Annotated in this window: 16 protein-coding genes; 9 read left to right on the top strand and 7 right to left on the bottom strand. The window is 66.6% G+C overall.

Annotated elements, in window-relative coordinates; translation table 11 throughout:
- Nucleotides 1-5: 5 nt before the first annotated feature.
- On the bottom strand, nt 6-197 hold the full coding sequence (locus QZ186_RS05970; protein WP_247476771.1) for a hypothetical protein: 192 nt from the start codon (nt 195-197) through the stop codon (nt 6-8).
- A 91-nt stretch (nt 198-288) separates the two neighbouring features.
- The gene (alaS, locus tag QZ186_RS05965) at nt 289-2,955 is read right to left on the bottom strand and encodes an alanine--tRNA ligase (protein ID WP_296416145.1); all 2,667 of its coding nucleotides are present in this window, start codon (nt 2,953-2,955) and stop codon (nt 289-291) included.
- A gap of 11 nt (nt 2,956-2,966) precedes the next feature.
- On the opposite strand from alaS, the gene QZ186_RS05960 reads away from it, so the two are divergent.
- The 8 genes from QZ186_RS05960 to QZ186_RS05925 all read left to right on the top strand — a co-directional run bounded on the left by QZ186_RS05960 (nt 2,967) and on the right by QZ186_RS05925 (nt 12,482).
- Nucleotides 2,967-3,413: a hypothetical protein gene (locus QZ186_RS05960; RefSeq protein WP_010313558.1), complete on the top strand. Its 447-nt coding sequence runs from the start codon at nt 2,967-2,969 to the stop codon at nt 3,411-3,413.
- Nucleotides 3,414-3,431: 18 nt separating this feature from the next.
- Nucleotides 3,432-6,551, top strand: coding sequence for a DEAD/DEAH box helicase (locus QZ186_RS05955; protein ID WP_296416144.1), 3,120 nt, complete (start codon nt 3,432-3,434; stop codon nt 6,549-6,551).
- A 4-nt stretch (nt 6,552-6,555) separates the two neighbouring features.
- Nucleotides 6,556-7,449, top strand: a complete 894-nt coding sequence (locus tag QZ186_RS05950; protein WP_296416143.1) for an SWIM zinc finger family protein — start codon at nt 6,556-6,558, stop codon at nt 7,447-7,449.
- A 1-nt stretch (nt 7,450) separates the two neighbouring features.
- A complete protein-coding gene (locus QZ186_RS05945) occupies nt 7,451-7,930 on the top strand; it encodes an MEKHLA domain-containing protein (RefSeq protein WP_296416142.1) in 480 nt (159 codons plus the stop codon).
- A 162-nt stretch (nt 7,931-8,092) separates the two neighbouring features.
- Nucleotides 8,093-8,488, top strand: a complete 396-nt coding sequence (locus QZ186_RS05940; protein ID WP_185186733.1) for an Hsp20/alpha crystallin family protein — start codon at nt 8,093-8,095, stop codon at nt 8,486-8,488.
- A 146-nt stretch (nt 8,489-8,634) separates the two neighbouring features.
- Nucleotides 8,635-10,374, top strand: coding sequence for a diflavin flavoprotein (locus tag QZ186_RS05935; protein ID WP_296416141.1), 1,740 nt, complete (start codon nt 8,635-8,637; stop codon nt 10,372-10,374).
- A complete protein-coding gene (locus QZ186_RS05930; protein ID WP_296416140.1) occupies nt 10,374-12,173 on the top strand; it encodes a diflavin flavoprotein in 1,800 nt (599 codons plus the stop codon). The genes QZ186_RS05935 and QZ186_RS05930 overlap by 1 nt, the downstream gene beginning before the upstream one ends.
- 102 nt (nt 12,174-12,275) lie before the next feature.
- Nucleotides 12,276-12,482 carry a hypothetical protein gene (locus QZ186_RS05925; protein WP_247476751.1) on the top strand — a complete coding sequence of 69 codons (207 nt, stop codon included), beginning with the start codon at nt 12,276-12,278 and terminating at the stop codon, nt 12,480-12,482.
- Here the strand turns inward: QZ186_RS05925 and QZ186_RS05920 are convergent.
- The 4 genes from QZ186_RS05920 to QZ186_RS05905 form a co-directional block, all read right to left on the bottom strand.
- The gene (locus QZ186_RS05920) at nt 12,479-12,730 is read right to left on the bottom strand and encodes a hypothetical protein (protein WP_296416139.1); all 252 of its coding nucleotides are present in this window, start codon (nt 12,728-12,730) and stop codon (nt 12,479-12,481) included. The two genes, QZ186_RS05925 and QZ186_RS05920, sit on opposite strands and share 4 nt — an antisense overlap.
- A 115-nt stretch (nt 12,731-12,845) precedes the next feature.
- On the bottom strand, nt 12,846-15,773 hold the full coding sequence (gcvP, locus tag QZ186_RS05915) for an aminomethyl-transferring glycine dehydrogenase (RefSeq protein WP_296416138.1): 2,928 nt from the start codon (nt 15,771-15,773) through the stop codon (nt 12,846-12,848).
- Nucleotides 15,773-16,162 carry a glycine cleavage system protein GcvH gene (gene gcvH / locus QZ186_RS05910; protein ID WP_010313585.1) on the bottom strand — a complete coding sequence of 130 codons (390 nt, stop codon included), beginning with the start codon at nt 16,160-16,162 and terminating at the stop codon, nt 15,773-15,775. Before gcvH ends, gcvP begins: the two co-directional genes overlap by 1 nt.
- A 26-nt stretch (nt 16,163-16,188) precedes the next feature.
- Nucleotides 16,189-17,493 (bottom strand): methionine gamma-lyase family protein, encoded by a 1,305-nt coding sequence (locus tag QZ186_RS05905; RefSeq protein ID WP_296416137.1) that lies wholly within the window; start codon nt 17,491-17,493, stop codon nt 16,189-16,191.
- Between the two features lie 272 nt (nt 17,494-17,765).
- Here QZ186_RS05905 and QZ186_RS05900 point away from each other — a divergent pair, with 272 nt between their 5' ends.
- Nucleotides 17,766-18,629 (top strand): fatty acid desaturase, encoded by an 864-nt coding sequence (locus QZ186_RS05900; protein WP_050778407.1) that lies wholly within the window; start codon nt 17,766-17,768, stop codon nt 18,627-18,629.
- On the opposite strand, the gene QZ186_RS05895 is transcribed toward QZ186_RS05900, so the two are convergent.
- Complete coding sequence (locus tag QZ186_RS05895; RefSeq protein WP_247476748.1) at nt 18,626-19,402, bottom strand: hypothetical protein; 777 nt, start codon at nt 19,400-19,402, stop codon at nt 18,626-18,628. The genes QZ186_RS05900 and QZ186_RS05895 overlap by 4 nt on opposite strands.
- Between the last annotated feature and the right edge of the window lie 9 nt (nt 19,403-19,411).

The following is a 19,411-nucleotide window of genomic DNA, read 5'->3' as shown; positions in this document are numbered from 1 at the left end:
ATCGCTCAAACAGCGCAGCTGGGATGGGCGATCAGCTCATGGGCCATGTCCAGGGGCGTGTCCTGGGGCTCCAGCCAGGTGGAGCAGCGCAGGGGTTCATCCCCGTCGCGGCAACCCTCCAGCTGCAGACGACTGCCCATCAGCACCAACTGGAAACTCCAGTGGTGACGGGCATGAATTTCGAAGGAACTCGCCATCGGTTCTCTCCCGCATCGGTCCTTGCCTGCAGGATTCCCCTCCTGGCGCTCCCCTGGCAACGCCAGGAGAACGGTTCCGGAGCTGTCTGGATCAGCCCAGGGCTGCCGTCAGCTCGCCTTTGGCCTGCTCCAATGCTGCATCCAGGGCTGCACCGTCGCGGCCACCGGCTTGCGCCAGGTTGGGCCGCCCGCCGCCGCCGCCGCCGCAGGCCTTGGCCACAGCACCGATGAACTTGCCGGCCTGCTGACCCTTGGCGATCACGCCCTTGCCGAAGGCCGCCACCAGGATCACCTTGCCCAGATCCGAGGGATCCGGCAGGCCACCTAGGACCACGGCAGCGCCATCACCCAGCTGATCCACCAGCCCCTGGGCGGCGCTCTGCAGGCCTCCCCCTTCGACGCCATCCAGACGGCTGATCAACACCTGGAAGTCGCCGATCGCTTCGGCTTGGCTCGCCAAGGCCGCCGATTTCGCAAGTGCCAGCTCCTCACGGGCCGAGGCCAGGGCCTTCTGGCTGGCCTTCAGTTCGCTCTGCAGGGTCAGGACGCGATCGACGATCTCCGCCGGCTGGGCCTTGAAGCGCTCGCCGAGTTGCTTCACCACCGCATCGCGCTCATTGAGGTAAGCCAGCACCGCCGCACCCGCCACGGCCTCGATGCGACGGATACCCGCGGCCACGCCGCTTTCGCTGACGATCTTGAACAGGCCAATCTCAGCGGTGTTGCTGACGTGGGTGCCGCCGCAGAGCTCCATCGAGACCCCGGGAACATCGACGACCCGGACCACATCGGCGTACTTCTCCCCGAACATCGCCACGGCGCCGGCGGCCTTGGCCTTCTCGATCGCCATCTCCTGCACCTCAAGGCTGTGGGCCTCGGCGATCCAGCCGTTGATCAGGGTCTCGATCTGCTCGAGTTCAGCGGCCGTAATCGCCCGGGGGCAGTGGAAGTCAAAGCGCAGGCGATCGAAATCCACCAGGGAGCCGGCCTGGCCAATCCCCGGATCAACCACCTGCTTCAGCGCCGACTGCAACAGGTGGGTCGCCGTGTGGTTCGCCTGAGCCCGCCGGCGGCAGGTCCGATCCACCTGGCCATGGACCACATCGCCGACGCTCACGCTGCCGCGCTCCACCCGGCCGCTATGGACGAAGACGCTGCGGTTGCGGCTCACCGCCTCAATCACGACGATCAAGCCGTCACCGCTCAAGACCCCGCGGTCGCCCACCTGACCGCCGCCTTCGCCGTAGAAGGGCGTGGTGTCGAGGACCAGCTGAACACTGTCGCCAGCCTCGGCCCGCTCCGCCGGCTCACCGTTGACCACCAGCGCCTGAACGCTGCTGCTGTGGTCCAGCAACTCGTACCCCCGAAAGCTGGTGGCCTCCAGATCGGCGGCCATCTGATCAATGGCGTCCTGCAGGGTCAAGTCAATGCTCACCGCCGCGGCCTTCGCCCGCTGGCGCTGGGCCTCCATGGCCTGCTCAAAGCCGTCCAGGTCCACCGCGAGGCCATGCTCCTCGGCGATCTCCTGGGTCAACTCCAGGGGGAAGCCGTAGGTGTCGTAGAGCTCAAAGGCCTGCTCCCCTGAGATCTGCTTGGGCTTGGCCGCCAGGACATCCGCCAGCAGCTTCTCGCCCCGCTCCAGGGTTTCCAGGAAGCGTGCTTCTTCGCGCTTGAGCTCCGAGAGGATCACCTCCTTGCGCTCCAGCAGCTGGGGATAGGCCGACTGCATCAGGGCAATCGACGCCTCACCCATCGCCGTCAGGAAGGGCTTGTCGATCCCCAGGAGACGTCCGTGGCGGACCACGCGACGGAGCAGGCGGCGCAGGATGTAACCGCGCCCCAGGTTGCTGGCGGTGACGCCATCACAGATCAGCTGGGTCACCGCCCGGCTGTGGTCCCCGATCACCTTCAGAGACGTCTGACCCTTGGCATCGAGTTGCCGGTAGTCGACCCCAGCGAGACCAGCTGCCGTCTCAATCAGCGGATAGATCAGGTCGGTCTCGTAGTTGTTCGGAACCTTCTGCAGGATCTGGGCCATCCGCTCGAGGCCCATCCCGGTGTCGATGTTGCGGTTCTCCAGCGGCGTGAGGTTGCCCTCCGCGTCGCGGTTGTACTGCATGAACACCAAGTTGTAGAACTCGATGAAGCGGCTGTCGTCCTCGAGGTCGATGCCCTCATCGCCCAGTTCGGGCTTGAAGTCGTAATAGATCTCCGAGCAGGGACCGCAGGGGCCCGTGGGGCCCGAGGCCCAGAAGTTGTCGGCCTCATCCATGCGGATGATCCGCTTGGGGTTCACCCCCACCACATCGCGCCAGATCGCCTCGGCTTCGTCGTCCTCACGGAAGACGCTGACCACCAGGTTCTTGGGGCTGATGCCGAAGACCGTGGTGCTCAGCTCCCAGGCCCACTGGATCGCTTGCTCCTTGAAGTAGTCACCAAAGGAGAAGTTCCCGAGCATCTCGAAGAACGTGTGGTGCCGGGCCGTGCGGCCCACGTTTTCGATGTCGTTGGTGCGAATGCACTTCTGGCTGCTGGTCGCACGGGCCGACGGGCGGGGCTGCTGCCCCAGGAAGACCGGCTTAAACGGCAGCATCCCGGCGATGGTCAGCAGAACCGTCGGGTCCTCCGGCACCAGGGAGGCACTGGCCATCGGCTTGTGGCCCCGCTGCTCGTAGAAGTCGAGAAAGGCCGCACGGATCTCAGCACCAGTGCGGGGAGCGGCGGCCATGGCGAAGCAAAACGAGCCTGAACCGGGCATGATCGCGCAGCATGAGCGCCGCCTCCCCCGCCACCGCTGAGCACAGCCGGGCCGAACTGCGGCTGCGCTCCATCGCCTGGGCCCTCGGTGCGGGTTTCAGCGCACTGACCCTGGGCCTGCCCCTGGGACTGGAGTCAGCCCTCAGGGCCGGGGGCTGCGGCTTTTTCTATGGCCTGCTGGCCTTCCACCTACAGCGGGTGGACCCCGATGACGGCCACTTGCAGGCGGGCCTGGTGGGGGCCGTCTGCGGCATCCACAGCCTGGGCCTTCCGGCCCTTTTGCCCTGGCCGCTGGAGGAACCTTGGCCCCAGAGCTTGGCTCAGGTCGCTCCAACTGTGATGATGGGGTTCATTCGTGCTTGGTTGCCGCTGATCGGCGCCGCGCTGGTGTTGCACGGATCGATGGCCCTATCGCGACTTGTCGTGACTCGGGTTGAACCGATCCAGCGGCGCCCCTGATCCCCAGGCCCCGCCTCCATGAGCCTGCTGCATGCCACCTGGCTGCCCGTCGTTCCGGCGGGGAGCTTCGCCAAAGGCAAGGCGCCCACAGCCGGCCTGTTGATCTGGGCGGACACCTGGCGCGTGGCCGAACCGCTCAGTCCGGCAGCTGAGGCGCCGTTCCACCCCCTCAGCCTGGATCTCGACGATCTGGCCACCTGGCTGGACGAGAACAACTTCTGGTCCGAGGACCTGCGCCAGGCCACCGTCACCCTGACCCTGCCGAGCCGGCAGCAACTGAGCAAAGGACAAAAGAGCAGCGAATCCAGTGCCTGGAGCGGCCTGCCGCTGCAATCAGGCGAACCGCTGCCGAAGGATCTGAGCTGGTGGCCCTGGCAAGTCGAGGGCTGGTTCCTCAAACCGGGCCCCGCTGCCGCCTGGCTCAATCAACTGCCCCTCTCGGGGGCCTACGAGGCCGGTCTGGGCGATGACCTGCTCTGGTGGTGCCACGTCCAGCGCTGGTGCCTCAGCCTGATCGCCCGGGGCCGCTGGCTGCCCGAGAGCGCGGATGGCAAGGCCAGCTGGCGCCCCCTGCTGAACCGTGAGGACGACCGCCGCCGGCTCGAGGAGCTGGCCTTGCGCATGCCCCAGGTGGTGGCGGCCTCCAGCCCAGATCCCCAGTTGGCCTGCGGCCGCCCCCGCTCCAACCGGCTGCTCGTGGCGAGCATCGTCGACAAGCTGGTGGACGGCCAGCTACGCGAAGCCTTCCAACCCGGCGCAGCCGGCCTCGATCCACTGCTGTCGGCCTGGGAAGACGGCCTGGCCAGCCGCGACGGGAAACTCAAGCTTGATGAGGAAGAGCAGGAACGCCTCTGCGGCGCCAGCAACCACTGGCGCGAGACCGTCGCCGGCAAGGTGGCTCCCGCCCGGGCCTGCCTGGAGCTGTTCACCCCGCCGGAAGGGGAGGAACTCTGGGAACTGAAATTCGGCCTCCAGGCGGAAGCCGACCCCAGCCTGCGGGTGCCCGCTGGGCTGGTCTGGGCCGCTGGCGACAGCAACCTGGCCCTGGGTGAGATCCAATTGGAGCAGCCTGGAGCGCTCCTGCTGGAGGGTCTGGGCCGCGCCCTCTTGGCCTTTGAGCCGCTGGAGCGGGGCCTGGATGCCGCCACCCCCGAGGCGATGCAGCTCACCCCCGCGGAGGCCTTCGTGCTGGTGCGGACCGCCGCGGCCCGCCTGCGGGATGTGGGCGTCGGGGTGGTGCTGCCCGCGAGCCTCTCCGGTGGCCTGGCCAGCCGCCTGGGCCTGGCCATCACCGCCGAGCTGCCCGAGAAGTCCCGCGGCTTCACTCTCGGGGAAACCCTGGAGTGGCGCTGGGAATTCATGATCGGCGGGGTCACGCTGAACCTGAAGGACCTCGAGAAGCTCTCGGCCAAGCGCAGCCCGCTGGTGCAGCACAAGGGGGCCTGGATCGAACTGCGGCCCCTGGACCTCAAGAACGCCGAGAAGTTCTGCTCCGCTGAGCCCCCCTTCAGCCTCGATGACGCCCTGCGGATCACGGGCAATGAAGGGGAGACCCTCTCCCGCTTGCCGGTCCATGCCTTCACGGCCGGGCCCCGCCTGCAGGCGGTGCTGGAGCAGTACCACCAGCAGAAAGCCCCCGATCCCCTGCCTGCGCCCCCTGGGTTCGCCGGACAACTGCGGCCCTATCAGGAGCGCGGTCTGGGCTGGCTGGCCTTCCTGCATCGCTTCGATCAGGGCGCCTGCCTGGCCGACGACATGGGTCTGGGCAAAACGATCCAGCTGCTGGCCTTCCTGCAGCACCTCAAGGCCGAAGAGGAGCTCAAACGCCCGGTGCTGCTGGTTGCTCCCACCTCGGTGCTGACCAACTGGAAGCGGGAAGCTGCGGCCTTCACCCCGGATCTGACGGTCAACGAGCACTACGGACCCCGCCGCCCCTCCAGCCCCGAGGCCCTGAAAAAAGCGCTGAAGGGTGTGGACCTGGTGCTGACCACCTACGGCCTGCTGCAACGGGACAGCGAACTGCTGGACAAGGTCGATTGGCAGGGCGTCGTGATCGATGAAGCCCAGGCGATCAAGAACCACGCCGCCAAGCAGTCCATGGCGGCGCGGGACATGGGGCGCCCCGGCAAGGGTCCCCGCTTCCGCATCGCCCTGACCGGCACACCGGTGGAGAACCGGGTGAGCGAGCTCTGGGCCCTGATGGACTTCCTCAATCCCAAGGTGCTCGGCGATGAGCCCTTCTTCCGCCAGCGCTACCGGATGCCGATCGAGCGCTACGGCGACATGTCCTCGCTGCGGGACCTCAAGGGCCGCGTCGGCCCCTTCATCCTGCGCCGCCTGAAGACCGACAAATCGATCATTTCCGACCTGCCCGAGAAGGTGGAACTGAGCGAATGGGTGGGCCTGGCCCCCGAGCAGAAGAAGCTCTACTCCAAGACCGTGGACGAGAGCCTCGATGCCATCGCCCGGTCGCCCCTGGGCCAGAAACACGGCCAGGTGCTGGCGCTACTCACGAAGCTCAAGCAGATCTGCAACCACCCGGCCCTGGCCCTCAAGCAGGACCCAGCCGACGCCGATGCCAGCTTCTTCAAGGAGTTCGCCGCCCGCAGCGCCAAGGTGCAGCGGCTGGAGGAAATCCTCGAGGAAGTGATGGAAGCGGGCGATCGGGCCCTGCTCTTCACCCAGTTCGCCGAATGGGGCCATCTGCTCAAGGCCCACCTGGAGCACAAGTGGCGCCAGGAGGTGCCCTTCCTCTACGGCAGCACCAGCAAGACCGAACGCCAGGCCATGGTCGACCGCTTCCAGGACGACCCCCGCGGCCCGCAACTGTTCCTGCTGTCCCTCAAGGCCGGCGGCGTCGGCCTGAACCTGACCCGGGCCAGCCACGTCTTCCACATCGACCGCTGGTGGAACCCCGCCGTGGAGAACCAGGCCACGGACCGCGCCTACCGGATCGGCCAGCAGAACCGGGTGATGGTGCACAAGTTCATCACCAGTGGCTCCGTCGAAGAGCGCATCGATCGCATGATCAAGGAGAAGTCCAAACTCGCCGAAGACATCGTTGGCTCCGGTGAGGATTGGCTCGGCGGCATGGATGTGAGCCAACTCAAAGAACTCGTCACCCTCAGCGAGGACTGATCCCATGACCCTCTCCAGCAACGGCATCACCACCCAGCTCGGCGATGAGGGCCTGAGCCAGCAGCCCTGGTGGGTTGAGCAGTGGATGGAGCTGATCAACGGCTACCGCTTCAAGAAACGCCTGGAGCGGGCCTGGGCCTACGCCCGCGAGGGCAATGTCCTCTCCATTCGCTTTGAGGGGCGGCGGGTGCACGCCCGGGTGCAGGGCAGCGGCGAGGACCCCTACAAGGTGAAGCTCTGGCTCGATGTCCTCAACGATGAGGACTGGAACTACGTCCTCGAGGCCCTCGGTCAAAAGGCCCGCTGGTCCGCCCAGCTGCTGGCCGGGGTCATGCCCCAGGACATCGAGCGCGCCTTCGCCGCCAGCGGCAAGCGGCTCTTTCCCTTCAAGTTGCAGGAGGTGCGCAGCGAGTGCACCTGCCCGGACAAGGTCAACCCCTGCAAGCACGTCAGCGCCGTCTACTACCTGATGGGGGAGCGCTTCAGCGAAGACCCCTTCGTCCTCTTCCAGCTGCGGGGCCGCACCCGCGCCCAGCTGCTCAGCGACCTGGCGGTCAAGCGCCGGGCCCTGCTGGCCAAGAAAGCCAAGGAGGCCAAGGCCAACCCCGACGCAGAGCAGGCCAGCCCGCCCCAACTGCACCCCGCGCCCATCTCCATCCGCGAGCCCAAACGCTGGTGGCGCTACGGAGCCGCCCTCGACCCCGGCCTGGTGGTCATCACCCCGGCCATGGAGGGGGACACCGGCCTGGATGAAGCCGGAGCCATCCCCCTGGCGGAGGACGGCCGCTTCCCGGAGGCCGGCAAGCAATTCGTCGAACACCTCAAGGCCCAGGGCGCCAGCTTCAGCGCCACGGCCATGGCCACCGCCATGGCTGCCGGCAGCAAGCAAGAGGACTGAGGTGTCCCTGAGCGATCAGCGACAACAACTCGAGCAGGCGCCGGCCCCCTGGCTCACCCCTGCTAAACGGCAGCTGGCCGAGCAACTGCTGCACTCCCACCACCAGGCCTTTGGCCGGCCCCTGGCAGCGTCGGCCCAAGAGCTCTTCTCAGCCGATCTCGTCGTCCTGGCCCATGACGGCAGCAGCGACCCCTGCCTGACCTACGCCAATGCCGCAGCCCTGCAGCTCTGGGAGCGCCCCTGGAGCGCCATGGTCGGCATGCCCTCGCGGCTCACCGCTGAACCGCAGGAGCGCCAAAGCCGCGCGCTGGCGCTGCAGCAGGCCTTGAACCAGCAAGCGATCGAGGGGTACAGCGGCATCCGCATCAGCAGCAGCGGCCGGCGCTTTCAGATCCAGAACGCCCGGCTCTGGAGCCTCCAGGACGCCGATGGGCGACCCTGCGGTCAAGCCGCGGCCTTCAGCGACTGGTGGTGGCTCTAAGGGGCGGTTCGGCTCCTACGAAAACCAAGGTGTAGCAACCGAACCCGAGGGGTGAGGGCCGTACTGAAAGGGTCGGTTTGCGCCCTCTTGGTTGTCATTCAGCGGAGCCACATTGGCGTTGCGGGTCATCACCCCGCCCAGTCAAGTCTTGGAGGAACAGCCATGCTGACCCTGCGCCAATCACCCTTTGATCTGTTCGAACAACTCGAGCAGCAACTGCACACCGCCGAGCGCGTGCCCGCCGCCGAAGTGCGTGAAACCGAGGCTGGCTTCGCCATCACCCTGGAACTGCCGGGCGTGAAGCGCGACTCGATCGATGTCAAAGCCACCGATCGCACCCTCGTCATCAGCGCCGAGCGCCTCGCCCCCGAGGAGGCCGCCGATGCCCAAGCGCCGCTCCTGAGCGAATTCCGCTATGGCACCTGGAGCCGCAGCTTCCGCTTCCCCTCCGGCATCGACCGGGAGGGCCTCGAAGCCCACTACCGCGATGGCCTTCTACTGGTCACCGCGCCGAAGGCCCAAACCATGACCACCGTCTCGGTGAAGGTGGAGGGCTAAGCGACCAGAACGATCACACCAACCAGAGAGAGACGGGACCCAGCCCTGGCCGCAAGCCAGGGCTTTTTTCTGACTGGCGGGGACGGCTCGATCAGCCAGCTCTCCAGAGAAGCTCCGTAGAGTTCAGCTGCCCCCCTGGTGATCCCATGGCTGTCGTTGCAAGCACGCCCCGGCTCAGCCTGCAGTGCGAGGCCATCGCCAAGGACACCAGCACCATCCGCTCCCTGGACTGGGACCGCAGCCGCTTCGACATTGAGTTCGGCCTGCGCAACGGCACCACCTACAACAGCTTTCTGGTGCGCGGTGAGCGCACCGCCCTGATCGACACCAGCCACCTCAAGTTCGAAGGGATCTGGCTCGAGCTCCTCAAGGAGCAAATCGATCCCAAGGCCATCGACGTGCTGATCGTCAGCCACACCGAACCGGACCACTCCGGCCTGGTGGGCCACGTCATCGACCTCAACCCGGACATTGAGGTCGTCGGCTCCAAGGTCGCCATCCAGTTCCTCGAGAACCAGGTGCATCGCCCCTTCAAGAGCCGCGCCGTCAAAAGCGGCGAGGAGCTGGACCTGGGCACCAACCCCGAGAGCGGCATTCAGCACCGCTTCGAGTTCCTCAGTGCCCCCAACCTGCACTGGCCAGACACGATCTTTTCCTTCGACCACGGCACCGGGATCCTCTACACCTGCGATGCCTTCGGGATGCACTACTGCTCCGAGGACGCCTTCGATGTGGACCCCGGCGCCCTCGCTCCCGACTTCCGCTTCTATTACGACTGCCTGATGGGCCCCAACGCCCGCAGCGTCCTCCAGGCCATGAAGCGCATGGATGGCCTCGAGGGCACCATCAACACCATCGCCACCGGGCACGGACCGCTGCTGCGCCACCACCTCAACCTCTGGATGGGGGACTACAAGGACTGGAGCAGCGACCGCAGCAAAGGCGAGGCCTACGCCGCCGTCTGTTACCTGAGCCAATACGGCTTCTGCGACCGCCTCAGCCAGGCCATCGCCCGTGGCATTGGCAAAGCCGAAGCCCAGGTGCAACTGGTGGACCTGCGGGCCACCGACGCCCAGGAACTCAGCGCCCTGATCGGCGAGGCCAGCGCCGTTGTGGTTCCCACCTGGCCGGCCAACCCCGACCCGGAGCTGCAGGCCTCCATCGGCACCCTGCTGGCGGCCCTCAAACCCAAGCAGTGGATCGGCAGCTACGACGCCTACGGCGGCAACGACGAACCGATTGACGCGGTCGCCACGCAGCTGCGCAGCATGGGCCAGAAGGAAGCCTTCGAGCCCCTGCGGGTGCGCCAGGTTCCCGATGGCAACGACTACCAGCGCTGCGAAGAAGCCGGCACGGACCTCGGTCAACTGCTGACCCGGGCCAAGACCATCGCCGCGATGAAGTCCCTCGATGGCGACCTGGACAAGGCCCTCGGGCGCCTCTCTGGCGGCCTCTATGTGGTGACCGCACGCCAGGACGAGCGGGCCTCAGCCATGGTGGCCAGCTGGGTCAGTCAGGCCAGCTTTGATCCCCCCGGCATCACCGTGGCCGTGGCCAAGGACCGCGCCATCGAGGCCCTGCTGCAGGTGGGTGATCGCTTCGTGCTGAACATCCTGCGGGAGGACAACTACCAGGACCTGATGCGGCACTTCCTCAAGCGCTTCCCGCCGGGTGCCGATCGCTTTGCCGGGGTCAACACCCTCGATGGCGTCGCCAACGGCGGACCGGTCCTGGGCGATGCCCTGGCCTTCCTCGGCTGCCGCGTCAGCCAGCGGATGGAGGGCCCAGACCACTGGATCATCTACGGCGAGGTTGAGCAGGGCAACGTCTCTGACACCGAGGCGCGCACGGCTGTTCACCACCGCAAAGTGGGGAACCACTACTGATGGCCGGCGCCACTGCAGAACGGCAGGTCATTCAGCTGCCGATCGAACCCGGCCTGATCTGCCTGCGGGGCCTCAGCCCCAAGCGCCTGCGCTTTGAGGTGGAGTACGGCCTCGAGCGGGGCACCAGCGCCAACAGCTTCCTCTTCCTCCCCAGCAGCGACACCTCAGCCCTGCTGGTCCACCCCCCCGGTGCCTCCTTCGCCGAGCCCTACCTGGAGCAACTGGCGGAGCTGGTTCCTGGCGACAGCGAGCTCCAGGTGGTCGTCAGCCACGTCAACCCCAACCGGATTGCGCTGCTGCACGAGCTGGCCCGCCGCTGGCAGAAGCTGCGGCTGATCGCCTCCAACCCTGGCGCCAAGTTGCTGCAGGACCTCTGGGCCCAGCGCAAACCCACAGAACAGGAAGCGCCCGCCCTGCCGGAGCTGCCGCCCCTGACCGTGGTCCGCGGTGAGGACAGCCTTGAGCGCACGGACGGCTACAGGATCAACCTGCTCTCCGCTCCGACCCCGCGCTGGCCCGGGGCGCTGATGGCCTTCGAGGAGACCACCGGCCTGCTGATGAGCGGCAAGTTCTTCTCGGCGCACCTCTGCAGCCAGGAGTGGGCCGAAGCCAACCGCAGCAGCACCGAAGAAGACCGCCGCTACTTCTATGACTGCCTGATGGCTCCAATGGCCAGGCAGGTGGAAGCGGTGCTCAACCGCATCGATGAGCTCTCCATCCGCTGCATCGCCCCGGGACACGGCCCAGCCATCGCCGAAAGCTGGCGCAGCCTGCTGGTGGACTACCGGCGCTGGGGTGAATCCCAAGAGCGCTCCAGCCTCTCGGTGGCGCTGCTCTTTGCCAGCGCCTACGGCAACACCGCCGCCATCGCCGACGCCCTGGCCCAAGGGGTCTCCCGCACCGGCGTGCGGGTCGAGAGCGTCAACTGCGAATTCACCCCAGCCGAAAAACTGCTGGAGACCATCCGCAGTTGCGATGCCCTGCTGATCGGCTCCCCCACCCTCGGCGGCCATGCCCCAACGCCGATCGTCTCCGCCCTCGGCACGGTGCTGGCAGAGGGTGATCGCTCCAAGCCGGTTGGTGTCTTCGGCAGCTTCGGCTGGAGCGGTGAAGCCATCGATCTGCTCGAGAGCAAGTTGCGCGACGGCGGCTTCAGCTTCGCCTTTGAGCCGGTGCGGGTGAAGTTCAGTCCCGATGCGGCCACGATCAAGACCCTGGAGGAAACCGGAACGGGCCTGGGCCGCAGCCTGATCACAGCGCAACGCAAGGCCCAACGCCGCAGCTCCACCAGTGGTGGCCTCAGCGAAAGCCGCAGCAACCCGGCCGTCCTCGCCCTGGGCCGGGTCGTGGGATCCCTCTGCGTCCTGACGACGCGCAAGGGCGCTGGCGAAAGTCAACTCAGCGGCGCCATGGTGGCCAGCTGGGTCAGCCAGGCGAGCTTTAGCCCGCCGGGCCTGACGGTGGCCGTCGCCAAGGACCGGGCCGTGGAGGCCCTGCTGCACGTCGGTGATTCCTTCGCCCTCAACGTCCTGGCCTCCGGCCGCGAGAGCGGACCGATGAAGCAATTCCTGCAGCCCTTTGCCCCGGGGGCCGATCGTTTCGCAGGCCTGGAGCTCGAGCAGAGCCCTGGCGGTCAACCGATCCTTCCCGAGGCCCTGGCCTGGCTCGACTGCAGCGTCAAACAGCGCATGGAATGCGGCGACCACTGGCTGATCTATGCCCAGGTGGGATCCGGAGCACTGCTGGATGCGGAGGCCACCACCGCCGTTCACCAACGCCGCAGCGGCGCCAACTACTGAGCGCCCTGCAAGATCTCGTGATCTGCAGCGGAAGAAAACCTGAATTCAGGGGGGCTCAGCCAGACAAGGGCTGAAATGAAGATCTGACGCCACTGCCGCTGGATGGGAGCTCTGCCCAAGGCCAGTCCGACTTCTCAGCGCTGGATTGTTCGCTATCGCGGCTTCGTACTGATCCCCCAGAAGGATCTCTCTTGGATGGTCAGGCCCGAACGCAGCCCCATGAAGCTGCTGCCCTTCCGGGCCCCAGCCAGCTCAGTGGAAGACGTCAAGGCGCTGATCGACTGGCGCCTTGACCAGAACGCCAGTTAGGCGGCCTGCGGCGGGGGCGGGGTAGAACCACCAGCCTGGAACGGCAGCACCACGGTGGCCCAATGCTCAGGGCGGGCAGGACGCGTGCGGCGCGGGCGGCGAACACCGAAGGGAACCCGCACAACGTTGGTGCCCTCGACCCGCAGGGTCTGACCGGTCATGGCTGCTTGATGGAGGCTGCCCTGCAGAGAAGGCAACTTCACTGCCGGCTGATCTTCGAGGGTCGTTGTTTTGGTCTCGTCGCTCATGGGCCCCCTGGACTACAGCGATGACTGCAGTTGCAGCAGATTTTGAGAGGAAATCAAGGGACGATGCAGAAAGAAATTCTGCACTTTTCCCTTTGCCAAAGAATTTAAACCCTAATCAAGCTGCTGTTGAGGTGGAAACGGCCATTTCCTCAACCGATGGGCAGGTGCAGACCAGGTTGCGATCACCGAAGGCGTTATCAATGCGAGCCACCGCCGGCCAAAGCTTGCCCTGCTGCTGCGCCTCTCCCTGGGGGTAGGCCGCCTGCTGACGGCTATAGGGACGATCCCAAACATCCGCCGTCACCGCTGACAACGTATGCGGCGCACGTTTAAGGGGATTGTTCTCAGGATCCATCGCCCCAGACTCAATCGCTGCAGCCTCTGCGCGGATGGCGGCCATCGCATCACAGAAGCGCTGCAGCTCCGCCAAACCCTCGCTTTCGGTGGGCTCCACCATCACCGTTCCCGCCACCGGCCAACTGACCGTCGGGGCATGGAAGCCGTAGTCCATCAGGCGCTTGGCGAGATCATCAACCTCCAATCCGGCACTGCGCTTGAGCGGCCGCAAATCAAAGATGCATTCATGGGCCACCCGTCCGGATTGGCCGCGATAAAGCACCGGGAAGTGATCCTCCAGTTGATGGGCCAACCAATTGGCGGCCAGGAGGGAAACGGCACTGGCCTGGCGCAGGCCCGCCCCGCCCATCATCCGGATGTACATCCAGCTGATCGGAAGAATGCTGGCGCTGCCCCAGGGGGCCGCACTCACCGGTCCGATGGCCTGATCACCCCCACAGGCCTCCGCAGACGGATGACCCGGCAGGAAGGGCAACAGGTGGGAGGCCACAGCGATCGGCCCCACCCCCGGACCGCCACCGCCGTGGGGGATGCAGAAGGTCTTGTGGAGGTTCAGGTGGCAGACATCCGCTCCATAAATCCCGGGCTTCGCCAGGCCCACCTGGGCATTGAGGTTGGCGCCATCGAGATACACCTGTCCGCCGTGCTGATGCACCAAGGCGCAGATCTCACGGATGCCCTCCTCAAAGACGCCATGGGTGGAGGGGTAGGTGACCATCAGGGCCGCCAGCTCGTCCTTGTGGGTTTCGACCTTGGCCTGCAGATCCGACCGGTCGATGTTCCCCTGGTCGTCGCAGGCCACGGCCACCACCGTCAAACCAGCCATGACGGCGCTGGCGGGGTTCGTCCCATGGGCACTGGTGGGGATCAGGCAGATCCGGCGCTGCTGGTCGCCGCGGCTGCGGTGATAGGCGCGAATCACCAGTAGGCCGGCGTATTCCCCCTGGGAGCCGGCGTTGGGCTGCAGGGACACCCCGGCGAAGCCCGTGATCGCCGACAACCAATGCTCGAGGTCCGCCACCAAACGGCGATAGCCCGCGCTCTGGTGCGCCGGCGCGAAGGGATGCAGACCCGCAAACCCTGGCCAGCTGACCGGCAGCAGCTCTGCCGCTGCGTTGAGCTTCATCGTGCAGCTCCCCAGCGGGATCATCCCGTGGACCAAGGAGAAGTCCTTGGAGACGAGCCGCTGGATGTAGCGCAGCAACTCCGTCTCGCTGCGGTAGCGATGGAAGACCGGCTGCTGCAGCCATGGGCGCGAGCGACGGGGCACCAGGGTTCCCCAGAGGCGCTCCTCAATCGGCTGTCCCTGGCTCTCCTGCAACAGGGCGTGCTCGAGTTGGGCCAGATCCGGGGCCCGTTGCGGCAGGGCCGCCAGGGCGGAGAGCAGGCGCTGCAGCTCCTCGAGGTCGCTCAGCTCATCGAGGCTGATGGCAAACCCGTCGGCCTCAGGCCGCAGGTTGAAGCCCGCCGCCGCCGCCCGCGCGATCACGTCCGCCGCATCCGGGCAGTGCACCCGCAGGGTGTCGAGGCCCGGGGCCGCCTCGGGTGGATAGCCCAGGGCTTCGAGGCCACGCCGCAAGAGTTCCCGCAGCAGCACCAGACGCCGGGCGATCGCCGTCAGGCCATCGGGGCCGTGGTGCACCGCGTAGAAGCTGGCCATCACCGCCAACAGCACTTGGGCGGTGCAGATGTTGCTGGTGGCCTTGTCGCGGCGGATGTGCTGCTCACGGGTCTGCAGCGCCAGGCGCAACGCCGGATGCCCCTCGGCATCGACCGATTGACCGACCAAACGGCCTGGAATCTTGCGCTGGTGGGCTGGAGTCGTGGCAAAGAACGCCGCATGGGGGCCGCCAAAGCCCAAGGGAATGCCCAAGCGCTGGGTGCTTCCGACTGCAATCTCCACACCGAGCTCGGCCACCGGTGCCATCAGCACCTGGGCCAAGGGATCCACAGCCGCCGTCACGATCACGCCTGCGGCCCGGGCAGCGGCGATCACTTCACCCGGGTGCCAGAGCGCTCCCGAGGTCCCCGGCAGCTGCAGCAGCAGACCAAAGGCGTCGCTGAACGCCTCGGGCCGCTCCAGGAGTTCCTGGGGATTGACCCGCTCCAGTTCGAGCTCCAGCGGTTCCGCCCGGGTCTCCAGGACCGCCCAGGTCTGCGGGAAGACCGCCTCATCCACCAGGAATCGGCGCGCCTTGCGGTTGCGGCAAGCCCCCAGGCTCAGGGCCATGGCCTCCGCCGCCGCCGTGGCCTCATCCAGCAACGAGGCGTTGGCGATCGGCAGGCCGGTGAGCTCGCTGATCAGGGTCTGGAAATTCAGGAGTGCCTCAAGGCGCCCCTGGCTGATTTCCGCTTGGTAGGGGGTGTAAGCGGTGTACCAGGCGGGGTTTTCAAAGACATGGCGCTGAATCAGCGCCGGGGTGATGCAGCCGTAGTACCCCAGGCCAATCAGGGAACGGCGGACCTCGTTCGCCGCCGCAATCTGCTGCAGTTCAGCTAGGGCCTGGGACTCCTGGCAACCCGCCGGCAAACCCTCCAGGGCCTGGGCAGGCTCCAGACGAATCGGCTCGGGGACCACCTGGCGCACCAAGGCCTCCAGGTCAGGCAGGCCGAGATCCCGCAGCATCGACTGCTGCTCAGCGGGCGTGGGCCCGATGTGGCGCTGAACGAAGGCGCTCAACTCCATCAGTGACCGTCGACCTTGGCGCCGTAGCTCGCGGCATCCATCAGAGCCTCGATCTGGGCCGGAGCGCTCGGACGCACCAACAGCAACCAACCCTCGCCATAGGGGTCGTTCTGCAGCTCCTCGGGGCTCGCCAGGACCGCCTCATTGCGGGCCTCCACGGTGCCATCGATCGGGGAGAGCATGTCCTCCACGGCCTTCACCGACTCCACCGAACCGAAGCTGGAGCCCTGGCTGAGGCTGTCCCCCACCTCGGGCAACTCCACAAAGACGATGTCCCCCAGCTGATCGACCGCAAAGGCGCTGATGCCGACGCGCACCAGCTCCCCTTCGGACTTCACGTACTCGTGACTGTCGGAATAGCGGCAGTCATCGGGATAGTGCAGACCCATGGGCCGCGCCGCAGCAAAAGTGGCTCTCAGTTTGTCGAATTTGCCGAGGCGCGGCTGTTCCCAGGGCCACCCTTGTAATGGGATTCAGCTAACGCCAGCAGGGCCCGCTCCAAGGCGAGCTCCGCATGGGCCTGGGTGGTGCCGCCCTGGGCATAGAGGACGTAGGGCTCCCGCAGGGGGCCATCGGCGGAGAACTCACTGGTGCTGCCATCGATAAAGGTCCCGCCCGCCATCACCAACTCACTGGCGTAGCCGGGCATCGGTGCTGGGATCGGATCGAGGTAGGAGCCCACGGGGGAACAGGTCTGAAAAGCGCGGCAGACGGCCTTCAGCGGTTCGGGGGACCCCAGGCGCACCGCCTGAATCACATCGCTGCGCACCCCTCCCACCAGGGGCTTGACCGCGTAGCCCAAGCCGTCAAACACCGCTGCGGTCAACTCAGCGCAGAGCAGCGCCTCGGTCACCATCTGCGGCGCCAAAAACAGTCCTTGGAAGAGCAGGCGATGCAGGTCAAAGCCTGTTCCCCCTTCACTACCGATGCCCGGGGCGGTCAGCCGGCAGCAGGCCTGCTCCACCAGCTCCTCGCGCCCGGCGACGTAGCCGCCCGTCGGAGCAATCGTGCCGCCGAGGTTCTTGATCAAGGAGCCCGCCATCAGGTCCGCTCCGACGGCCGTGGGCTCCTGCAGCTCAACGAGCTCGCCGTAGCAGTTGTCGACGAACACCAGGCAGCCGGGCTGAACCGCCTTGACCCGCTCCACCAAGCGAGCGATCTGCGCCACGGTCAAGGACGGGCGCCAGCTGTAGCCGCAGCTGCGCTGGATCAGGACCATGCGGGTGGGCACAGCCAGTGCCCCAGCGATTCCCGCCTCATCGACGCTCCCATCGGGAAGGAGATCCAGCTCGTCGTAGGCCACCCCGAACTCCGCCAGGGACCCCTGCCCCTCGCCCCGGATGCCGATGACCTCTTCCAAGGTGTCGTAGGGACGCCCCGTCAGGGCCAAGAGCCGATCACCGGGCCGCAACACCCCATAGAGGGCAGCGGCGATGGCATGGGTGCCGCTCACAAATTGCAGGCGCACCGCGGCGGCCTCGGCCTGCAGCACCCGGGCAAAGACCCGGTCGAGCACCTCCCTGCCCAGGTCCCCATGGCCGTAGCCGCTGACGGAGGCGAAATGGTGCACCCCCAATCGCTCGGCCGCAAAGGCGTCGAGCACCCGCTGCAACCGGGGCTTGATGCCCGCCCGACGCTCCTGGGCCACCGGCGCCGTGCGCTCCAGGGCAACGGCCAACTGATCAGCAGCCCAGGCCTGGTGAGGAGAGGTCATGGCCATCCACAGGTGAACCCATGCTGCTCCCGCGTGACGGTGGGCCAGCCGTCTAGATTTTTCAAACTGATGTCTTGGCTACAGCCGACTGACATCCCAGGCCATTGGTGCGCAGGCTCCCTTGCTGGAGCACCACAGCGACCCGACGCCTGCGCCCCTTCAAGGAGTTCATCTTGGTCCAAGCCCCCGACACCGCTGCGGCGGCCCACCCTTCTCAGCGCGAGGGGTCGGACCAAGCCAGCGGATCCAATGGGTATACCGCCGCCCAAGAGGCTCGGATGCGCGCCGCCCTGGTGGTGCCCCGTGCACAACTTCCCCGTAGTCAGAGGAAATACAAGTCAGGGACCACCGGCTTCATGCTGGCGATCCACGTTGGTGCTGTCTTTGCGCTGCTGCCCCAGTACTGGAGCTGGCAAGGCGTTGCCGTGCTCGCAGTCCTGTACTGGACCACCGTCATCGGCGTCACCCTGGGCCTGCACCGCCTGGTGGCCCACCGCAGCTTTGTTGCTCCGAAGTGGGTGGAGCGGGTGCTGGTGGTCATGGGCACGCTGGCCTGCCAGAGCGGTCCGATCGAGTGGGTCGGCCTCCACCGCCACCACCACAAGTTCTCTGACCAACCGAACGACCACCACGACGCCGCCCGCGGCCTGTGGTGGGCCCACAGCGACTGGATGCTCCACGAGATCCCAGCGATCAAGGAGATCCACCGCTTCACCGGCGACATGCTCCAGGATCCGCTCTACCGCTGGCTGGATCGCTGGTTCCTCCTGCTCCAGATCCCCCTGGGTGCAGCCCTGTATTGGTACGGCGAAGCGGCCCAAGTCCATGGCGGCGGCCTCGGTCTGGTGCTCTGGGCGATTCCCCTGCGCCTGGTGATCGTCTATCACGTGACCTGGCTGGTGAATTCCGCCACCCACGCCTTCGGCTATCGCAACTTCGACTGCCCGGATCTCTCCCGCAACTGCTGGTGGGTGGCGATCCTGAGCTTTGGCGAGGGCTGGCACAACAACCACCACGCTCACCCCTCCAGCGCCCGTCATGGCCTGCGCTGGTTCGAGTTCGACATCACCTGGCAGCACATCAAGCTGCTGCGCAAGCTGGGCTGGGCGAAGCGGGTGCGCGAAGCCCGCTACAGCGGCTAAGCCTGCAACTGACGGCGGATCGCCTCCGCCAGATCGGACTCCTCCTCTCCTTGGCCCGGCTGCTCCAGCAGTCGGGCTTTTTGGCGTAGGAGATCCAAAAATTGATCGGCGCTGAGCTCCTGCTCATCCGCGGCCCCCAGCACCGCCAGGGTCCGGCGCAGGTCCGCCAGCTCGGCATCCAACTCCTCGGCGCTGTATTCCCGCTGGCCGGCCATCACTTCAGCGAAGCGCTCCCGTCTCTGTCGCTTCTCCCCGGGGTAGGCCGCGATCAATTGCTCTCTGCACAGCCGCCAGGGACGACCAGCGGTCAGCAGCTCCGCCAAGGCGGCACTCAAGCCCGCCGCCTCGGCGACATCAATGCGCAGGTCAAAGGCCCCCGGCGGCTGGCGCAGGCCGACAAAGATCTCGAAGAGCTGGGCTGGGCCCAAGGCCTCATCGGAATCACTCAACAGGGGCAGCGCCGAGGACTGCAGGGCCGCGAGCAACTCCGGCTGATCGCTGATCTGCTGCTCGAGTTCTGGCGAGAGCCCAGCCGGGCCCTGGGCCGCCAGCAATTCATTGATCCGGCCCAGGGCCACAAACAGCTCCGGCCCGGGGGAGGTCAACTTGCGGTTACGCAGGTTGGAGAGCTGGGAATTGTGGACACGGCCGAGCTCCAGGCGCTCCGCCAGGGCGGGCAAAACCCTTTGGCTCCAGCCGTTCCGCTCATGCCACACCTTGATCAGATGCCCAAACGCGTCACGACCTGCTTCGAGTTCGTCCCGATAATTCACCCGATACGG

Source organism: Vulcanococcus sp. DEBay_Sum29NL08_54 (assembly GCF_017859255.1).
Lineage (GTDB): Bacteria > Cyanobacteriota > Cyanobacteriia > PCC-6307 > Cyanobiaceae > Vulcanococcus.
This window is presented reverse-complemented; position numbering and strand designations above follow the sequence as displayed.

Bases quoted from the DNA above. Each gene is read 5' to 3' on its own strand.
- QZ186_RS05970 (WP_247476771.1), bottom strand. From the start codon at position 197: ATGGCGAGTTCCTTCGAAATTCATGCCCGTCACCACTGGAGTTTCCAG.
- QZ186_RS05960 (WP_010313558.1), top strand. From the start codon at position 2,967: ATGAGCGCCGCCTCCCCCGCCACCGCTGAGCACAGCCGGGCCGAACTG.
- QZ186_RS05950 (WP_296416143.1), top strand. From the start codon at position 6,556: ATGACCCTCTCCAGCAACGGCATCACCACCCAGCTCGGCGATGAGGGC.
- QZ186_RS05940 (WP_185186733.1), top strand. From the start codon at position 8,093: ATGCTGACCCTGCGCCAATCACCCTTTGATCTGTTCGAACAACTCGAG.
- QZ186_RS05925 (WP_247476751.1), top strand. From the start codon at position 12,276: ATGGGAGCTCTGCCCAAGGCCAGTCCGACTTCTCAGCGCTGGATTGTT.
- QZ186_RS05900 (WP_050778407.1), top strand. From the start codon at position 17,766: ATGCGCGCCGCCCTGGTGGTGCCCCGTGCACAACTTCCCCGTAGTCAG.
- alaS (WP_296416145.1), bottom strand. From the start codon at position 2,955: ATGCCCGGTTCAGGCTCGTTTTGCTTCGCCATGGCCGCCGCTCCCCGC.
- QZ186_RS05920 (WP_296416139.1), bottom strand. From the start codon at position 12,730: ATGAGCGACGAGACCAAAACAACGACCCTCGAAGATCAGCCGGCAGTG.
- gcvH (WP_010313585.1), bottom strand. From the start codon at position 16,162: ATGGGTCTGCACTATCCCGATGACTGCCGCTATTCCGACAGTCACGAG.
- QZ186_RS05955 (WP_296416144.1), top strand. From the start codon at position 3,432: ATGAGCCTGCTGCATGCCACCTGGCTGCCCGTCGTTCCGGCGGGGAGC.
- QZ186_RS05930 (WP_296416140.1), top strand. From the start codon at position 10,374: ATGGCCGGCGCCACTGCAGAACGGCAGGTCATTCAGCTGCCGATCGAA.
- QZ186_RS05935 (WP_296416141.1), top strand. From the start codon at position 8,635: ATGGCTGTCGTTGCAAGCACGCCCCGGCTCAGCCTGCAGTGCGAGGCC.
- gcvP (WP_296416138.1), bottom strand. From the start codon at position 15,773: ATGGAGTTGAGCGCCTTCGTTCAGCGCCACATCGGGCCCACGCCCGCT.
- QZ186_RS05905 (WP_296416137.1), bottom strand. From the start codon at position 17,493: ATGGCCATGACCTCTCCTCACCAGGCCTGGGCTGCTGATCAGTTGGCC.